Consider the following 14,878-nt stretch of genomic DNA (forward strand, 5'->3'; position numbering starts at 1 on the left):
GCGCCCTCTCTCCCGAAATTTGACGCAAACGTCGGCCAGACTTGCGCATCTGTCAACTCCATGCGTAGAATGATTGCGAAGATTCTACGAAGAATCTGTATGGGAGAGAGCAACGCGATGGAAAAGGTCATCGCCGCACTGTGGGCACCGCCGGGCGAAAGCCGCGAGGAATACGGCGCGCGCCTGCTCGAAACGCTGCCGCAGGCGCTGGTTTCCGCAGGCGCCAGCCGTGTGCGCCTCAACATTCGCGATGCCACGGTAGCGCCGGGTGAGGCATTGGTCCAGCAGTGGCAGGCCCCGCAACAGGCCGCCATCGCGCAGTTCTGGATGCCGTCCGCCAACGCCCGTTTCCGGGGCGAGGTCGACGCCGCCCTTGCCGCGCACAGCGCGTGGTTCGCCGCGTGGCTGGTCTGCGAATCGGAGATCATCCCGAACACCGCGCATCCGTGTTCTGCAAATGTTTCCCCGGGGAAACATCCAACACCTCCCGAACGCACCTGGGGCTGGAGCCAGGCGAGCTTCATCTCGTTCCGCCCGGACCTGACCCGCGAAGCCGCCATCGCGCACTGGCATTCGCACCACACCCGCGTGGCGATCGAGACACAGGCGAATTTCGAGTACGTCCAGAACCTGATCGTCCGGCCCCTCACCGAGGGCGCCCCCGCTTACAGCGCTTTCGTGGAAGAGTGCTTTCCGATCAAAGCCTTGAATGAACCCGAAGCGTTCTTCGATGCGGTCGGCAATCCGGCCAAGTTCAAGACCAACCTCGATGCGATGATGGACAGCTGCCACGCTTTCCTCGACTTCACCCGCAACGACATCATCCCCTCCTCGCAGTTCGATTTCGCGCACCTGGGCTGACCCATGGCAGCGCCCGAGCACCTGATCCTCGCCTCGGCGAGCACGCCTGCGGGCCGGGCCGAGCTGGTCGAGATGCACTGGCCGGCGCTCGTCGCCTTCGCCGCGCGCGAGGAGCGGCTGGTGCTCGAACTCGCCCTGCCGCCCCATGCGCTGAGCGCATCGGTGTGCCTGCCCGAGATCGACGCCGACCGCCGCTTCATCGCCAGCGCCCTTTTCGCCAGGCTGCCCGGCGTGCTGGTCGAAGGCCGCGCCGAAGGCGGCACGGTGCAGGCGGTGCGGCTGACCATCGACGATGCCCGCGCCGCTGCGATCCTGCCCGAGAGCGCGCCCTCGCCCGACCTGCTGCGCGCGCTGATGGCGATCCAGTGCGACATGCTGCGGCAGGTGATGGAAATGCTCGGGCGCGAACTTGCCCGTCCCGATGGTGGCGATGCCGGGGTGCTGGCCTCGCTTGCGGACCTCGCCGTGCTGTCGCTGGGCCGGGTGATCGCCGAGGAGGCGCGCGGCACCACCTCCCCTGGCCTTGCGCCGTGGCAGTTCCGCCGCATCCGCGAGCGGATCGAGGCGCCCGGCGCTGCCCCGCTCGCGGCAGAGCTCGCCGAGTTGTGCGGGATCAGCGTGCGCCATCTTCACCGCCAGTTCCACGCGCTGACCGGGCGCTCGGTCGCCGATTATGTCGAAGCGGCGCGGATCGACCGGGCCAAGCGCCTGCTCGCCACGCCTGACCGCGCGGTTGGCGCCGTGGCGCGCGATTGCGGCTTTTCCCATGCGCAGAGCTTTGCCCGCGCCTTTCGCCGTTCCACCGGCATGACGCCGCTCGCCTTCCGCCAGCAGCGCCGCCACACCATCTCGCAGGATCACAAGAGGATGCATCCATGACCCAACCGAAAATCGCACTCGTGACCGGCGCCAGCCGCGGCGCAGGCGCCGGCATCGCGCGCGGCTTTGGCGAGATGGGCTACACCGTCTACGTCACCGGCCGCACCGTCACGCCCGGCGATGCCAAGGGCTGGGACGGCACCGTCCTGCCCGGTACCGTTTCCGAAACCGCGCAGAAGATCACCGAGAACGGCGGCAAGGGCATTCCGGTCGTCTGCGATCATGCCGACGATGCCAGCGTCGCCCGCGTGTTCGAGCAGATCATGGACGAGCAGGGCCGCCTCGACGTGCTGGTCAACAATGCTGCCTACATGCACCACCAGCTGATCGACAAGGCGCCGTTCTGGGAGAAGGAACTCGACGCCCAGAAGATCCTCGATGTCGGCCTGCGCAGCGCCTATGTGGCGAGCTGGCATGCGGCGAAGATCATGGTGCCGCAGAAGTCCGGCCTGATCGCGATGACCTCCTCGTTCGGCGCAAGCTGCTACATGCACGGCCCCGCCTATGGCGCGCAAAAGGCCGGGCTCGACAAGCTGGCGCATGACATGGAGCACGATTTCCGGGGCACCGGGGTGATCGCCGTCTCGCTCTGGCTCGGCCCGCAATTGACCGAACGCGCGCTGATCGCGGCCAAGACCAACCCGGAGCAGTACGAAGGCTTCCTGTCGATGGCCGAGAACCCCGAGTTCTCCGCCCACGTCCTTGCCGCCATCGACCAGGCCCCGAACCGTGACGAGCTTTCCGGCCAGACGCTGATCGTGGCCGAGATCGCCAGGGAACTCGGCGTGACCGACCGTGGCCACGACCGCCCTTCGCACCGCGAAATGCTCGGCAGCCCGCGTCCGAAGAACCCGGCGGCGGTTTATTGATCAACGGCTATTCAGCCTCGTCATTGCGAGGAGCGTAGCGACGAAGCAATCCAGAGCGTCATCGCAAATCGCTCTGGATTGCTTCGCTCCGCTCGCAATGACGAAGTGTTCTGGCGTGGGTGCTTGAACGCCCATAGCAAGTCCGCCCGATGATCCCCACCGGATCATCCCGCGATACCCAAACCCGCGAGGGACTTGCACCGCCCCCCGCGCCCCATACGCTTCGCCGGTTCGAGCCGGAGCAACCGGCCGTGCGGGGAGATGATCGATGGCGAGTGCAGCACCGGGTGCAGATGGCCTTCCCTTGCTCGATGGCGGCGTGCCGCTGCTCGGGCATCTTGCGCAGTTCTTCCGTGATCCCGTTTCGGTCCTGAAACGCGGCTACCGTTCCAAGGGGCGGATGTTCGCGATGAACTTCATGGGCCAGCGCATGAACGTGATGCTGGGGCCGGAGCACAACCGCTTCTTCTTCGAGGAAACCGACAAGCTGCTCTCGATCCGGGAGTCGATGCCGTTCTTCCTCAAGATGTTCTCGCCCGAGTTCTACTCCTTCGCCGAGATGGACGAGTACCTGCGCCAGCGCGCAATCATCATGCCCCGGTTCAAGGCGGCATCGATGAAGCAGTACGTGCCGGTGATGGTCGAGGAATCGCTGAACCTCGTCAGCCGGCTTGGCGACGAGGGCGAGTTTGATCTGATCCCGACGCTGGGGCCAGTGGTAATGGACATCGCCGCGCACAGCTTCATGGGGCGCGAGTTCCACGAGAAGCTGGGCCACGAATTCTTCGAGCTGTTCCGCGACTTTTCGGGCGGCATGGAGTTCGTCCTGCCGCTGTGGCTGCCGACGCCCAAGATGGTGAAAAGCCAGCGCGCGAAGAAGAAGCTGCACGCGATCCTGCAATCGTGGATCGACAAGCGCCGCGCCGCCCCGCTCGATCCGCCCGACTTCTTCCAGACGATGATCGAGACGAAGTATCCCGATGGCCGCGCCGTGCCCGACGAGATCATCCGCCACCTGATCCTGCTGCTGGTCTGGGCGGGGCACGAGACAACTGCCGGACAGGTCAGCTGGGCGCTGGCCGACCTCCTCCAGAACCCTGGCTACCAGCAGGTGCTGCGCGATGAAATCACCGGCCTGATCGGCGGCAGCGACGGCTCTGGCCTGGGCTGGGAGCAGGCCGTGGCGATGGAGAAGATGGACCTTGCCCTGCGCGAGACCGAGCGGCTCCACCCGGTGGCCTACATGCTCAGCCGCAAGGCCAATGCCGATATCGAGCGCGAGGGCTATCGCATCCGCAAGGGCGAGTTCGTGCTGCTCGCCCCCTCGGTCAGCCACCGCATGGAAGAGACCTTCCGCAACGCCGATGCCTATGACCCTGAACGCTTCAACCCGCAGAACCCCGATGCGCAGATCGAGAGCAATTCGCTGATCGGCTTCGGCGGCGGCGTCCACCGCTGCGCCGGCGTGAACTTCGCGCGCATGGAAATGAAGGTGCTGGTGGCGATCCTGCTGCAGAACTTCGACATGGAGCTGATGGACGAGGTGAAGCCCATCGCGGGTGCCTCGACCTACTGGCCGGCCCAGCCCTGCCGCGTGCGCTACAAGCGGCGCAAGCTGGACGGCGCAGGCGCGAGTGCCGATGTTGCCGCGCTGGCCAAGGCCGCCGGTTGCCCGGCCCACGCTTGATCAACCCGGCTTTCGTCATTGCGAGCGGAGCGAAGCAATCCAGAGCGATTTGCGATGACGCTCTGGATTGCTTCGTCGCTTCGCTCCTCGCAATGACGAGGTAATGGGAACAGGGACGGTAAAGGGAGATCCATGGCCAAGGTGACTTTCGTCCAGCCCGATGGAACGGCGCGGACTTGCGTGAACTTCGAGGGCATGACCCTGATGCAGCTGGCGGTCGGCAACCTTGTCGACGGCATCGACGCGCTGTGCGGCGGGATGATGCAGTGCGCGACCTGCCATTGCTGGATCGACCCGGACTGGCTCGACCGCACCGGCGCGGCGCGGCCCGAGGAGCGCGAAATGCTCGAGGCGATCGAGGGCGTGGAAGTGCGCCCGAACAGCCGCCTGTCCTGCCAGGTCCAGCTGGGCGAGGAGCTTGACGGGCTGGTTGTGCATATCCCGGCGGAGCAACCGGGAATTTAACGGGCCCTCGTCATTGCGAGCGTAGCGAAGCAACCCAGGGCGTCGCTGCGCCGCCACTGGATTGCTTCGCTACGCTCGCAATGACGAAACTAACCGTCCCTCTCCCTACGCATCCGGTTGACACTTCACCGAAGTGAAATCAGAATGCGTAGGAATGACAACGATAATCGCCGAATCATCGGCTTGGAGAGGGAACTGACCGTATGACTGCGGCAGACAACACCGGCCTTGCTGCGCAGGCCCTCGATTTCACCGGCAAGACCGTCCTTGTCACCGGCGGCGGCGTGGGCATCGGCCGCGCGATTGCCGAGGCCTTTGCCGGCGCAGGGGCAAGCGTCGTCATCGCCGAGATCGACCCGGCCAATGCCGACGCCGCCGAAGCCGCCATGCCCACCGCCCGCGTGATCCGCTGCGACGTGCGGCAACGCGGGGTCGGCGCGATGCTGGCCGAGCGGATCGCGGCGGAGACGGGCAAGCTCGACGTGCTGGTCAACAATGTCGGCCACTTCGTCCACGCCCGGCCCTTTGCCATGCTGGAGGAGGACGAGGCCGAGGAAATCCTCGACGTCAACCTTGGCCAGCTGCTGCGCATGACCAAGGCGATGATTCCGCTGCTGCGCAAGGGTGCGCCGGGCTCTTCCATCATCAACGTCACCTCGATCGAGGCGCATCGCGGCATTCCCTATTGCTCGGTCTATGCCGCCGCCAAGTGGGCCGTCACCGGCTTCACCAAGAGCCTCGCGCTGGAACTTGGGCCCGAGGGCATCCGCGTCAACACCATCGCGCCCGAGACGACCGACACGCCGCAAGTGGCGCTCGATTACATGATCCCGCCCGCGAACCGCGCGCACGAGGAACGGTGGATTCCGCTGGGCCGCTTTGGCCAACCCGGCGACTGCGCGGGCGCGGCGCTCTACCTCGCCAGCCCGCTGGCGGCATGGGTGACGGGCAGCACGATCAACATCGATGGCGGCGCGCTGGCAGCGGCGGGCTGGTACCGCACGCCGCAGGGCGAATGGACCAACGTGCCTCTGATTTCGGGCAATGGTCTGGTCATTCCGGGGACGGTTTCGTGAGCGATCTGGCCGCGCTGCGCCGCACCGCCGAACGCTATGCCCTCGGCGCAGACCGCCGCGACAAGGCGCTGTGGCGCGAGGTGCTGGCCGAGGACGTCGAGATTTCCGGCCCCGGCTTCAGCATCAAGGGGCTGGAGGCGAACCTCGGCTCGATCGACCACCTCGCCCACGCCTTCAGCGCCACGCGGCATGTGGTCCACGATATGAACGTGGTGGTCGAGGGCGACGCTGCACGGGGTGAGACCCGCTCCACCGCCGAACATCGCATTGCCGCGCCCGATGGCGACAAGCTGCTGGTCTGGGCGATCCGCTATCAGGACCAGTGGCGGCGTGAGGGCGCGAGCTGGAAGTTCACCGCCCGCGCCCTGATCGTCGATTGGGAGGAACTGCGCAGCGTCGGCAATCCGGGCGGCGCGGCGTGAGCGGCCTTTCCGGACGCACGGCCTTCGTCACCGGGGCGACCGGTGCGATTGCCGAGGCTTGCGCGCTGCAGCTCGCCCGCGATGGCGCGCGGCTGGCGCTGATGGCGCGGCGGGCCGAGGGGCTGGCCGAAGTGGCCGAGCGCATCCGCGCGCAAGTGCCGTGGGCCGAAATCCACACCTTCATCGGCGATGGCACCGACGAGCAGGCCGTCACCGAAGCCGTTCAGGGCGCGCATGATCTGGCCGGACGGCTCGACATTGCCTTTGCCACGGTCGGCGGCGGCGGGTTCAGGCCGATTGTGGAGAGCACGGCAGACGACTTTCGCGATGCCTTCGAGAGCAATGTCGTCTCGGCCTTCCACGTGATCCGCGCGGCGGCGCCATTGATGCGGCCCGGCGGGTCGATCGTGTGCCTCTCATCCGGCGCGGCGGTGCTGACCTTCCGCCACCTTGCCGCCTACCATGTGGCCAAGGCCGCGCTCGAAGGGCTGGTGCGCTCTGCTGCCGACGAGCTTGGGCCATCGGGCCTGCGCGTCAACGCGATCCGCCCCGGCCTGACGCGCTCGGGCGCGACCCAGGGCATGTTCGATGGCGGCGCGGCGGAAGCCTTCCTGCCCGAATATCCGCTCGGCCGGCTGGGCGAGGCGCAGGACATGGCGGGCGCGGTGGGCTTCCTGGCCGGCGACGAAAGCGCCTGGGTGACCGGGCAGTGCATCGCCGTCGACGGCGGCAACCTGCTGCGCCGCAGCCCCGATCTGGCACCACTGCCGGTGGTGAACGCGAATTCCGAAGGGAGAGAATGATGAAGGTACTGGTCATCGGCGGCACAGGGGCGCTTGGCGGCCATGCCGCGCTGCATCTGGCGGCACAGGGGCATGACGTGACGATCACGGGCCGCTCGTCCGCGCCAGCAGGCACGCCGCTCACCGAACTCGGCTTCCTCAAGGGCGATTACGTGGCGGGCGATTTCACCGCCGACAAGCTGAAGGGCTTTGACTGGATGGTGTTCGCGGCGGGCAACGATCCGCGCCACGTGCCGCAGGGCGCGGACTTCGGCGCATGGCTGAAGAAGGCCAATCACGAAGCCCTGCCCGCCGTCTTCGCCGCCGCGCGCGAGGCTGGCGTGAAGCGCGCGGTGCAGCTCGGCAGCTTCTATCCGCAGGCCGCGCCCGAGCTGATCGCCGGCAACGTCTATATCCAGTCGCGCCTTGCCGCCTGCCAGCTCGCCCGCAACGAGGCGAGCCACGATTTCGACGTGGTCAGCGTCAACGCGCCGTTCATGGTCGGCGCGGTGCCGGGCCTGCCGAGCGCGATCTTCGAGCCCTATGTCGCCTGGGCCAAGGGGCAGATACCGATCCCCTTCTTCGCGCCGACCGGCGGCACCAACTTCATGTCGTTCCGTTCGCTCTCCGAGGCTATCGAAGGCGCGCTGCTGCGCGGCGAGCCAGGCAAGGCCTATCTCGTCGGCGACGAAAACCTGACCTTCCGCGAATACTTCCAGCTGTTCTTCGACGCAGTTGGCAGTGACGTTCAACTTGAGGAGCGCGACGAGGAATTGCCGCTCCTGCCCGACATCGCCATCCCGCAAGGGCGCGGCAACACGATCAGTTATGAACCCGACGCTGGCGAAACCGCGCTGCTCGGCTATCGTCGCGGCGATGTGGCGGCGGCGGTCGCCGAGATCGTCGCCCAATACGGTTGAAGACTTGCTGATTTCCGCCCCTTGCTCTCGTCATTGCGAGCGGAGCGAGGCAATCCAGAGCGTCGTGCCTTGCGCTCTGGATTGCTTCGTCGCTTCGCTCCTCGCAATGACGAAGATGTATGGGGCACGAGGGCCAAGGGAGAGAAACTGATGACGCTCAATCCACAGGTCGAGGCGCTGCTCGGCTTCTTCGCGCAGATGCCGCCGATCGATTACGAGACGATCACGCCCGAGGCCCTGCGCGAGGCCAACAAGCCGATGCAGATGGGCCCGCCCCCGGCCGTGGCCGAAGTGCGCGACCTGACGCTGGATCTGCCCGGTCGCACCATCGCCGCGCGGTTCTACAAGCCCGAGGGCGCAGGCGATAACGCACCGCTGGTGCTGTTCTACCACGGCGGCGGCTGGGTGATCGGCTCGATCGAGAGCCACGATGCCACCGCACGCGCGCTGGCCGTGGCGGGCGGCGCGGCGGTGCTGTCGGTCGACTACCGCCTCGCCCCGGAAACGCCCTTCCCCGGCCCGCTCGACGATTGCCACGATGCGCTGCTGTGGGCGGTGGATCATGCGGGCGAGCTTGGCATCGATGCCAGCCGCCTTGCCGTGGCGGGTGACAGCGCGGGCGGCAACCTTGCCGCTGCCGTCGCCATCCGCGCGCGCGATACCGGCGGGCCGAAGCTGGCCCATCAGCTGCTGATCTACCCGGTGACGGACACCAACTTCGAGAACGGATCGTACACCGAGAACGCCGAGGGTTACTTCCTCACGACGCGCATGATGCAGTGGTTCTGGACGCACTACGTGGGTGATCACGGCGATCCGCACCCGCATGCCGCCGTATTGCGGCACGAGAACCTGACTGGCCTGCCGCCTGCAACAGTGCTGGTGGCGCAGTACGATCCCCTGCGTGACGAAGGGCTGGACTATGCCGAGGCACTGAAGAAGGCCGGCGTGCCGGTCGAGACCGAACTGGCGCCGGGCATGATCCACGGCTTCTTCTCGATGTTCGAGGCGGTGCCCGATGCCATGCCCTATATCGAGCGGGCGGGCGCAAGGTTGAAGGCGGCTTTCGCCTGAATCAGTGAACGGCGAAGCGCGCCGAGGCCTGCAGCACGGTGCGCTCCGAGCGTTCCCATGCGGCGATCATGTCGGCCAGCGGCATGGGCTTGCCGAACAGGTAGCCCTGCAGCTTGTGGCATCCGGCGCGGCGCAGCAGGTCAGCCTGCTGCTCGGTCTCGACGCCCTCGGCAATCACCCGCATGTCGAGCCCGCAGGCGAGCATGATCGCGCCGGTCACCAGCATGGCCGCCTTGCTGCCGGGGGCGAGGCCATCGAGCAGCGACTTGTCGATCTTGATGTGGCTGAAGCCATAGCTGCGCAGGTAGTGGATGCTGGTGAAGCCGGTGCCGAAATCGTCGAGCGCGACCGACATGCCGCGCTGCTTGAACGTCTCGACCGCCCGCACCACGCGTTCGGGATTGGCGAGGAGATAGCCCTCGGTGATCTCGAACTGCAGGCGCTCGGGCGGAAAGCGGGTCTGCTCCAGCACATGGGCGACCTGCCGTTCGAAATGGGCATCGCGGAACTGCGCCGGGCTGACATTGACGCTTAGCCGCAAATCGCCCAGCGGCGCGATATCGCGGCAGGCGCGTTCGAGCACGAACATGCCGAGCGGGTGGATCTGGCCGGTGGCCTCGGCAATGTCGATGAAGTCGTCGGGCGGGAGCGGCCCTTCCGGGCGGCGGGGCCAGCGCAGCAGCGCCTCGACCGCGACGATCCGGCCGGTCCAGGCATCGACTTCGGGCTGGTAGAACACCTCGAACTCGCCACGCGCCAACCCGCGCCCGATCTGCGCTTCGACCGCGAGGCGATGGAGGCGGCCCTCGTCGAACGCGGCATTGTAGATCGCCACCTGGTTCTTGCCGCCGGTCTTGGCGTGATACATCGCGGTATCGGCACGGCGCAGCAGTTCGCGCGGAGTACCGGCCGCATCGGTATTGGCGGCAATGCCGATGCTTGCCCCCACCTGCAGCACGTGGCGTTCGATCAGCACCGGCAGCGAGACTTCCTCGAGGAAGATGGCCGCCAGCTGCTCCGCCTCCCCTTGCGCGCCGGGAGCCTCGATCAGGACCGCGAATTCGTCACCCCCGACGCGGGCGAGGCGGGCGAAGGGCGGGCAGAGCTGGCCAAGGCGCAGGCAGATGCTGCGGATCAGCGCATCGCCGGCCTGATGGCCATGCTCGTCGTTGACCGCCTTGAAGCCATCGAGGTCGATGAAGATCACGGCGAGGGCATCGTGCGGGTGTTGGCCGCGCTCCTCCAGCCGGTCCAGCCGCATCAGCAGCTCGCGCCGGTTGGGCAGGCCGCTCAAGGGATCGCTGAAGGCGATGCGGCGGTTCTCTTCGGAAAGCTTCTCGGTCTCGCGCTGGCGCGTGCGCAGATGGCTCTGTGACCGGATCAGTTCGGAAAACGAGATGTTATAGCTGTGCGTCACCACGATCATGCCGATGCACACCAGCGTCAGTACCACCGATTGCGCCAGCAAATGCCCGCCATCGACCCACGAGAAATAGAACAGGAACGACAGCGTGCTGACCACCGCCACGCGCATCGCCGCCGGGCGCAGCGTCATCAGGCAGAACACGGTGCTCACCTCGGTCAGGCCGAGGAAGAAGGTGAGGTTGCTGCGCGCATAGACATCGCCATCAGGATAGACCCAGATGCACCACATCTCGAAGGCCAGCGTCATCAGCACCGCCAGCCAGCACGTGCGGCGCAGGCAGGCGGCGATATAGGCGTCGGAATGCTTGGCCGGATCGCTCTGCACCCACCACCAGATCCCCCGCCAGACGGCGACGGCGCAGATGAACAGGGGGGTCAGGATGGTCTTGACGGGATTGGCCGGATCGAAGAACGACAGGCCGATGGCAAAGGCATTGCACACCAGAATCGCGTAGAGCAGCGGCATCTGGCTCGAGAACGAACGGAACTGCGCCCGCATCAGCTCCGGGTCGCTGGTATCCAGCTTGAGGATGTTCGCAAAGGCCTGCATCCGGCGCGTTTTCCGCCCTAAGTCCTTGAATCTTCGTTAAGATACCAGTTCTAGGTAAAAACCTTTAAGATGGGGGATTAACCAGGGCTGCGTAGGATTGCTTAGCCAGTCTCGGCGGCGCGATCATCCGGCAAGGGACGACAGGCCCGGTGGCCGTTGCCACGATACCGCGGGCAGGCTTTCCACCGCCGGCCTGGCAAAGAAATACCCCTGCATCAGGGTGACGCCGAGATCGCGCAGCACGTCCTGCTCGGTCGCGGTCTCGATCCCTTCGCACACCGGCTCGATACCGAGATCGTGCAGCATCCTGATCGTGTTGCCGACGATTGCCCGTTTCGGCCGGCTGCTGTCGATATCGCGGATCAGGTCCATGTCCAGTTTGACGATATCTGGCTGGAACTTGCTCAGCAATCCCAGGCCCGCGTAGGCTGCGCCGAAATCGTCGATCGCGGTCTTGAACCCCATTGCGCGATAGGTCCTGAGGATGTGCAGGATGTGGTTGACGCTGATCTCTTCGCTTTCGGTGAATTCGAAGATGATGTTCTGCAAGGGAAATCCGGTCTGCATCGCGGCGGCCAGCGTAACCCGGATGCAGGCGCGCGGCTCGTAGACCGCGTTCGGCAGGAAATTGATCGAAAGGTTCGCCCCACTGGCAGCAAGGCCGGTTGCGGTTGCCTGCTCTATGGCGGTCTTGCGGCAGAGCTGGTCGAAGGCATAACGGTTCTCGTCAGACACTTGGGCCAGAATTTCGCCCGCGCTGCGCCCGTCCTGGCCCCTGACCAGCGCCTCATAGGCAAAGACGCGCTCTGACTCCACGTCGACGATGGGCTGAAACGCCATCGTGATCGGCAGGCCGAAGGATCTGTCATCAAGGCAAGCAGCGCAGGACATATGGGCACTCCATCATGCGCGTTTGTGCCAGAGAGGAGTTTAGCTTTTCGATAACGGCGATCTCGTGGCGACCACGGGGGGTGGCACTGAGAGCCGGGCCGGGGCCAGCAGGAACACGGCATAGCCCCGGAACATCGGATGGCCCTCCAGCCCAGGCGGCGCCTGCCATTGTCCGCCTTCGACCAGCGCCACCCGGAAGGGGATGGGGAAGCCTTCCAGTCTGGCGAAGTAGGCTTCGTAGCCGGGGATGGTGGAGCGGGCCTGGTAGGTCTGGATCACGACTTCGTCCACCGTGCCGGCCAGCTGCGCGAGCGCCTGCGGGTCGCCGTTGGCGCTCCAGTCCATCAGGCCGGTGATAGAGAGGCGCATGTCCTTGGGCAGGCGGGCGCGCAGGTCTTTCAGGAACGCGGCGTAGCCTGACAGGCCCTTGGTTGCGGCGTCGAAATCCACCTGCAGGCCTGCCACTTCGTTGCCCGCCGCGCGCCATTGCGCGAGGTCTGCGAGGATCGCGGCGCGGGTGGCGTCGGTCCAGTCGAGCCGGTCGGCGCGGACCACCAGCCACAGCGTCCGCCCCCGCAGACGCGGCGTGCCCATGCGCAGGCGGTGGAGGCGGGCCGGGCCGTCCTTCCGCACTTCGCCATCGAGCAGGTAGACGGTGCGCGCCTTCACTTCCGGCGCGGGATGGACGCCGGGCCAGACGAACACCGCCTCGGCCGTATCGGCGCGGACGCGCGGCGTGTCAGGCTGGCGCTCGCAGGCGGCGAGCAGCAGCGGGGCCAGAAAGGCAAGCGCGTGCCGGATCACCAGTAGAAGCGCAGCGCCTTGGCCCACTGGCTTTGCGGGTAGCGCTTCTTCAGTTCATCGTACCAGCCCTTGCGCGTGGCGAGCGGCACTTGTGCGGCTTCGTATTCGGCCATCGTGCGCGAGGGACCGGCGCAGCCATTGTTGCCGGACGGCGCATAGCAGCGGACCGCGCGGTAGAGCGCATAGGCGCGCAATTCTGCGGGCGCGGCCTTGTTGGCGATGATCGCGGCGTAGATGGCGTCGCGATAGCTGGCCTTGCCGGGGAACTGGTCAGCTGCGTTACCCAGAACCATCGGTCCCGGCACGTTCACGCCATCGCCCGGCGTGTGCAGGGCAAAGCCATCGAAGCCGTTCAGCCGCCAGAAGTCGCCGAGGCACAGGCGGGCGCGCTGGTCAGCCGGATTGCGGGCGAGCGTGGCAGCGGTCTGCGCGATGGCGGGGCAGGCAAAGCCGTCCGACCACTGGCCCTTGGTGAAGAGGCCGACCGGCACTTGCTCCTGCCGCGCAAAGCCCCACAGCCCGCCATCGGTATTGGCACCGGCAGGCACCAGCGCCACGTCGCGGGTGAAATCGGCAAAGGCGCCGCGCGTCAGGTCCTTGTGCAGCAGGGTGAAGCGCGCAACGTCGCGTTCATGCCCCGGACGCGAGGCGTCCGCCGCGCTGGCGCGCAGGATCGCGGGGCTGGCGATCGTCTGGAGCAGCACTTCGCGGATCGACTGTTCCTGCACTGGCGATCCGGGCGCGAAGGCCTGATCGACCCGGCCATCGCGCTGCCAGAGCAGGGCGAGGGCGAGTTCGGCGAGCGGGCGCTGGTGGAAGGGGCTGGCCGCGCCGATCAGCTCGCGCCAGAACCCGGCCTCGTTGGGATCGCGCAGGGCCGAGAGTGCCTGTCCGCGCACCATCTGGCGGCTGAACGCGAGCGGCGTCATCCCCTTGGCCCGCGCGGCATCGGGCAGGATCGAGAGGATCGGCTGGGCGTTCTCGCCCGCGTAAGTGATCCGCGTCGCTTCGAGCAGGCCGTAGAGATCGGGGTAGCCCGAGAGCTGTGGCTTGTGCGCGGCAAGCTCGGCGGCGGAGAAGCCGACCGCCGGGCCATCGTACACCGGGCGCATCCGCTTCATGTCGGCCAGCGCGAGCAGTAGCGGCGCCTTGCCCTGCCGTGCCACGACAGCGGACGCATCCTCCCGCTCGAGCAGCTTGCGGTCGATCTCCTCGGCCAGATACGCGGCCTCGATGCTGGAAGCGGGCGTGGACTTGAGCAGCGCCTCGTAAGCGCCGACCAGCGTATCGGTATCGCCGCCCAGCCACGCCACGCGGCGCTTCAGCCCTTGCGCGGAGTCCGCGTAACGGCCCTTGGGATAGGCGGCGAGATAGGCGTCGATGGCCTTGGCCGCAGAAGTCAGCGCCGCCCGGTCTACCTTCTCCGGCCCGGCAAAATCACCCCACTCGTCGAGCGAGGTTGCCGCCGCGCGGCGCAACCCGATACGGATCGGCATGTAGCGGGCGGTCTCGGCGATCCACGGATTGCCCGACCTGGCCAGCGCGGCAAAGCCCGCATCCGCCGCCGCGTAATCCGCCTTGTGGAAGGCATCGGCGGCCTTGAGATAGGCGAGGAACGCGCGGCCCTGCTGGCTGGCAACGGCTGCATCGTTCCATTCGCCTTCGTGGCAGCCTGTCGTTTCGCGCAAGGTGGTGAGTGCGGCCCGCTCGCCCGCCGGAACGCCCTTGTCCGCCGCCAGCGCCTCAAGGAAATCGGCGCTCCCCGGCATGGCCTCGTAGCACTTCTTCTCGTCATACTCAGGCTCGGCCATCTCGGGCTCCGGCCACAGCGAGGAGCGCAGGCCCTCCCACGACAGGAACACCTTGCCGAACTGCGGATCGTTCACGTCGACCTTGGCCTCGGCAGGCAAGCCCTGCCCCGGCTGGATGCTCTGCATCAGCATGATCAGGTTGATGCGCGTGTCGTTGCCGGGGCTGATCAGCGCGCGTCCGGCGCAGTCATACTCCAGCGCGCCCAGCTGCCAGCCGGGATAGCACGATGAGTCGGCACAGGCCCACAGCGCCGTGCCGACGCCAAGGCTGCCGAGCGCCACGGCTGCGGCGGCGGTGAGGACGGGATGCTTGGCAAACAGGCGCTTGATCATGCGCGGCAAGGTGGCCCAGCGGCCCCCTC

14 protein-coding genes are annotated in these 14,878 nt (G+C 66.8%); 10 read left to right on the forward strand and 4 right to left on the reverse strand.

Features of this window, described 5'->3' with window-relative positions; all coding sequences use genetic code 11:
• Nucleotides 1-99: 99 nt before the first annotated feature.
• The 10 genes from I2488_RS02290 (at nucleotide 100) to estDL136 (ending at nucleotide 9,035) form a co-directional block, all read left to right on the forward strand.
• Nucleotides 100-861 (forward strand): EthD domain-containing protein, encoded by a 762-nt coding sequence (locus tag I2488_RS02290; protein ID WP_246465416.1) that lies wholly within the window; start codon nucleotides 100-102, stop codon nucleotides 859-861.
• Between the two features lie 3 nt (nucleotides 862-864).
• Nucleotides 865-1,740, forward strand: coding sequence for an AraC family transcriptional regulator (locus tag I2488_RS02295; RefSeq protein WP_196274178.1), 876 nt, complete (start codon nucleotides 865-867; stop codon nucleotides 1,738-1,740).
• Nucleotides 1,737-2,609: an SDR family NAD(P)-dependent oxidoreductase gene (locus tag I2488_RS02300; protein ID WP_196274179.1), complete on the forward strand. Its 873-nt coding sequence runs from the start codon at nucleotides 1,737-1,739 to the stop codon at nucleotides 2,607-2,609. The genes I2488_RS02295 and I2488_RS02300 overlap by 4 nt, the downstream gene beginning before the upstream one ends.
• Before the next feature lie 268 nt (nucleotides 2,610-2,877).
• Entirely contained in the window at nucleotides 2,878-4,296 is a 1,419-nt protein-coding gene (locus tag I2488_RS02305) for a cytochrome P450 (RefSeq protein ID WP_196274180.1), read from the forward strand.
• Between the two features lie 132 nt (nucleotides 4,297-4,428).
• Nucleotides 4,429-4,761, forward strand: a complete 333-nt coding sequence (locus I2488_RS02310; protein ID WP_196274181.1) for a 2Fe-2S iron-sulfur cluster-binding protein — start codon at nucleotides 4,429-4,431, stop codon at nucleotides 4,759-4,761.
• 203 nt (nucleotides 4,762-4,964) lie between these two features.
• The gene (locus I2488_RS02315; protein WP_196274182.1) at nucleotides 4,965-5,837 is read left to right on the forward strand and encodes an SDR family NAD(P)-dependent oxidoreductase; all 873 of its coding nucleotides are present in this window, start codon (nucleotides 4,965-4,967) and stop codon (nucleotides 5,835-5,837) included.
• Nucleotides 5,834-6,259: a nuclear transport factor 2 family protein gene (locus I2488_RS02320; RefSeq protein ID WP_196274183.1), complete on the forward strand. Its 426-nt coding sequence runs from the start codon at nucleotides 5,834-5,836 to the stop codon at nucleotides 6,257-6,259. Before I2488_RS02315 ends, I2488_RS02320 begins: the two co-directional genes overlap by 4 nt.
• Nucleotides 6,256-7,062: an SDR family oxidoreductase gene (locus I2488_RS02325; RefSeq protein WP_196274184.1), complete on the forward strand. Its 807-nt coding sequence runs from the start codon at nucleotides 6,256-6,258 to the stop codon at nucleotides 7,060-7,062. Before I2488_RS02320 ends, I2488_RS02325 begins: the two co-directional genes overlap by 4 nt.
• Entirely contained in the window at nucleotides 7,062-7,961 is a 900-nt protein-coding gene (locus tag I2488_RS02330; protein ID WP_196274185.1) for an NAD-dependent epimerase/dehydratase family protein, read from the forward strand. Before I2488_RS02325 ends, I2488_RS02330 begins: the two co-directional genes overlap by 1 nt.
• A 150-nt stretch (nucleotides 7,962-8,111) precedes the next feature.
• Complete coding sequence (gene estDL136, locus I2488_RS02335) at nucleotides 8,112-9,035, forward strand: chloramphenicol hydrolase (RefSeq protein WP_196274186.1); 924 nt, start codon at nucleotides 8,112-8,114, stop codon at nucleotides 9,033-9,035.
• Nucleotide 9,036: 1 nt separating this feature from the next.
• Here the strand turns inward: estDL136 and I2488_RS02340 are convergent, their stop codons facing one another.
• The 4 genes from I2488_RS02340 to I2488_RS02355 all read right to left on the reverse strand — a co-directional run bounded on the left by I2488_RS02340 (nucleotide 9,037) and on the right by I2488_RS02355 (nucleotide 14,849).
• The gene (locus I2488_RS02340; RefSeq protein ID WP_196274187.1) at nucleotides 9,037-11,010 is read right to left on the reverse strand and encodes a putative bifunctional diguanylate cyclase/phosphodiesterase; all 1,974 of its coding nucleotides are present in this window, start codon (nucleotides 11,008-11,010) and stop codon (nucleotides 9,037-9,039) included.
• Nucleotides 11,011-11,133: 123 nt separating this feature from the next.
• Entirely contained in the window at nucleotides 11,134-11,850 is a 717-nt protein-coding gene (locus I2488_RS02345; protein WP_214652151.1) for an EAL domain-containing protein, read from the reverse strand.
• Between the two features lie 90 nt (nucleotides 11,851-11,940).
• A complete protein-coding gene (locus I2488_RS02350; RefSeq protein WP_343070965.1) occupies nucleotides 11,941-12,705 on the reverse strand; it encodes a DUF3142 domain-containing protein in 765 nt (254 codons plus the stop codon).
• Complete coding sequence (locus tag I2488_RS02355) at nucleotides 12,702-14,849, reverse strand: PA5441 family protein (protein WP_196274190.1); 2,148 nt, start codon at nucleotides 14,847-14,849, stop codon at nucleotides 12,702-12,704. Before I2488_RS02355 ends, I2488_RS02350 begins: the two co-directional genes overlap by 4 nt.
• Nucleotides 14,850-14,878 lie beyond the last annotated feature (29 nt).

Source organism: Novosphingobium jiangmenense (genome assembly GCF_015694345.1).
Taxonomy (GTDB): domain Bacteria; phylum Pseudomonadota; class Alphaproteobacteria; order Sphingomonadales; family Sphingomonadaceae; genus Novosphingobium; species Novosphingobium jiangmenense.

Coding starts and splice junctions, on each gene's coding strand:
- I2488_RS02290 (WP_246465416.1), top strand. CDS start 100: ATGGGAGAGAGCAACGCGATGGAAAAGGTCATCGCCGCACTGTGGGCA.
- I2488_RS02295 (WP_196274178.1), top strand. CDS start 865: ATGGCAGCGCCCGAGCACCTGATCCTCGCCTCGGCGAGCACGCCTGCG.
- I2488_RS02300 (WP_196274179.1), top strand. CDS start 1,737: ATGACCCAACCGAAAATCGCACTCGTGACCGGCGCCAGCCGCGGCGCA.
- I2488_RS02305 (WP_196274180.1), top strand. CDS start 2,878: ATGGCGAGTGCAGCACCGGGTGCAGATGGCCTTCCCTTGCTCGATGGC.
- I2488_RS02310 (WP_196274181.1), top strand. CDS start 4,429: ATGGCCAAGGTGACTTTCGTCCAGCCCGATGGAACGGCGCGGACTTGC.
- I2488_RS02315 (WP_196274182.1), top strand. CDS start 4,965: ATGACTGCGGCAGACAACACCGGCCTTGCTGCGCAGGCCCTCGATTTC.
- I2488_RS02330 (WP_196274185.1), top strand. CDS start 7,062: ATGAAGGTACTGGTCATCGGCGGCACAGGGGCGCTTGGCGGCCATGCC.
- estDL136 (WP_196274186.1), top strand. CDS start 8,112: ATGACGCTCAATCCACAGGTCGAGGCGCTGCTCGGCTTCTTCGCGCAG.
- I2488_RS02340 (WP_196274187.1), bottom strand. CDS start 11,010: ATGCAGGCCTTTGCGAACATCCTCAAGCTGGATACCAGCGACCCGGAG.
- I2488_RS02345 (WP_214652151.1), bottom strand. CDS start 11,850: ATGGCGTTTCAGCCCATCGTCGACGTGGAGTCAGAGCGCGTCTTTGCC.
- I2488_RS02355 (WP_196274190.1), bottom strand. CDS start 14,849: ATGATCAAGCGCCTGTTTGCCAAGCATCCCGTCCTCACCGCCGCCGCA.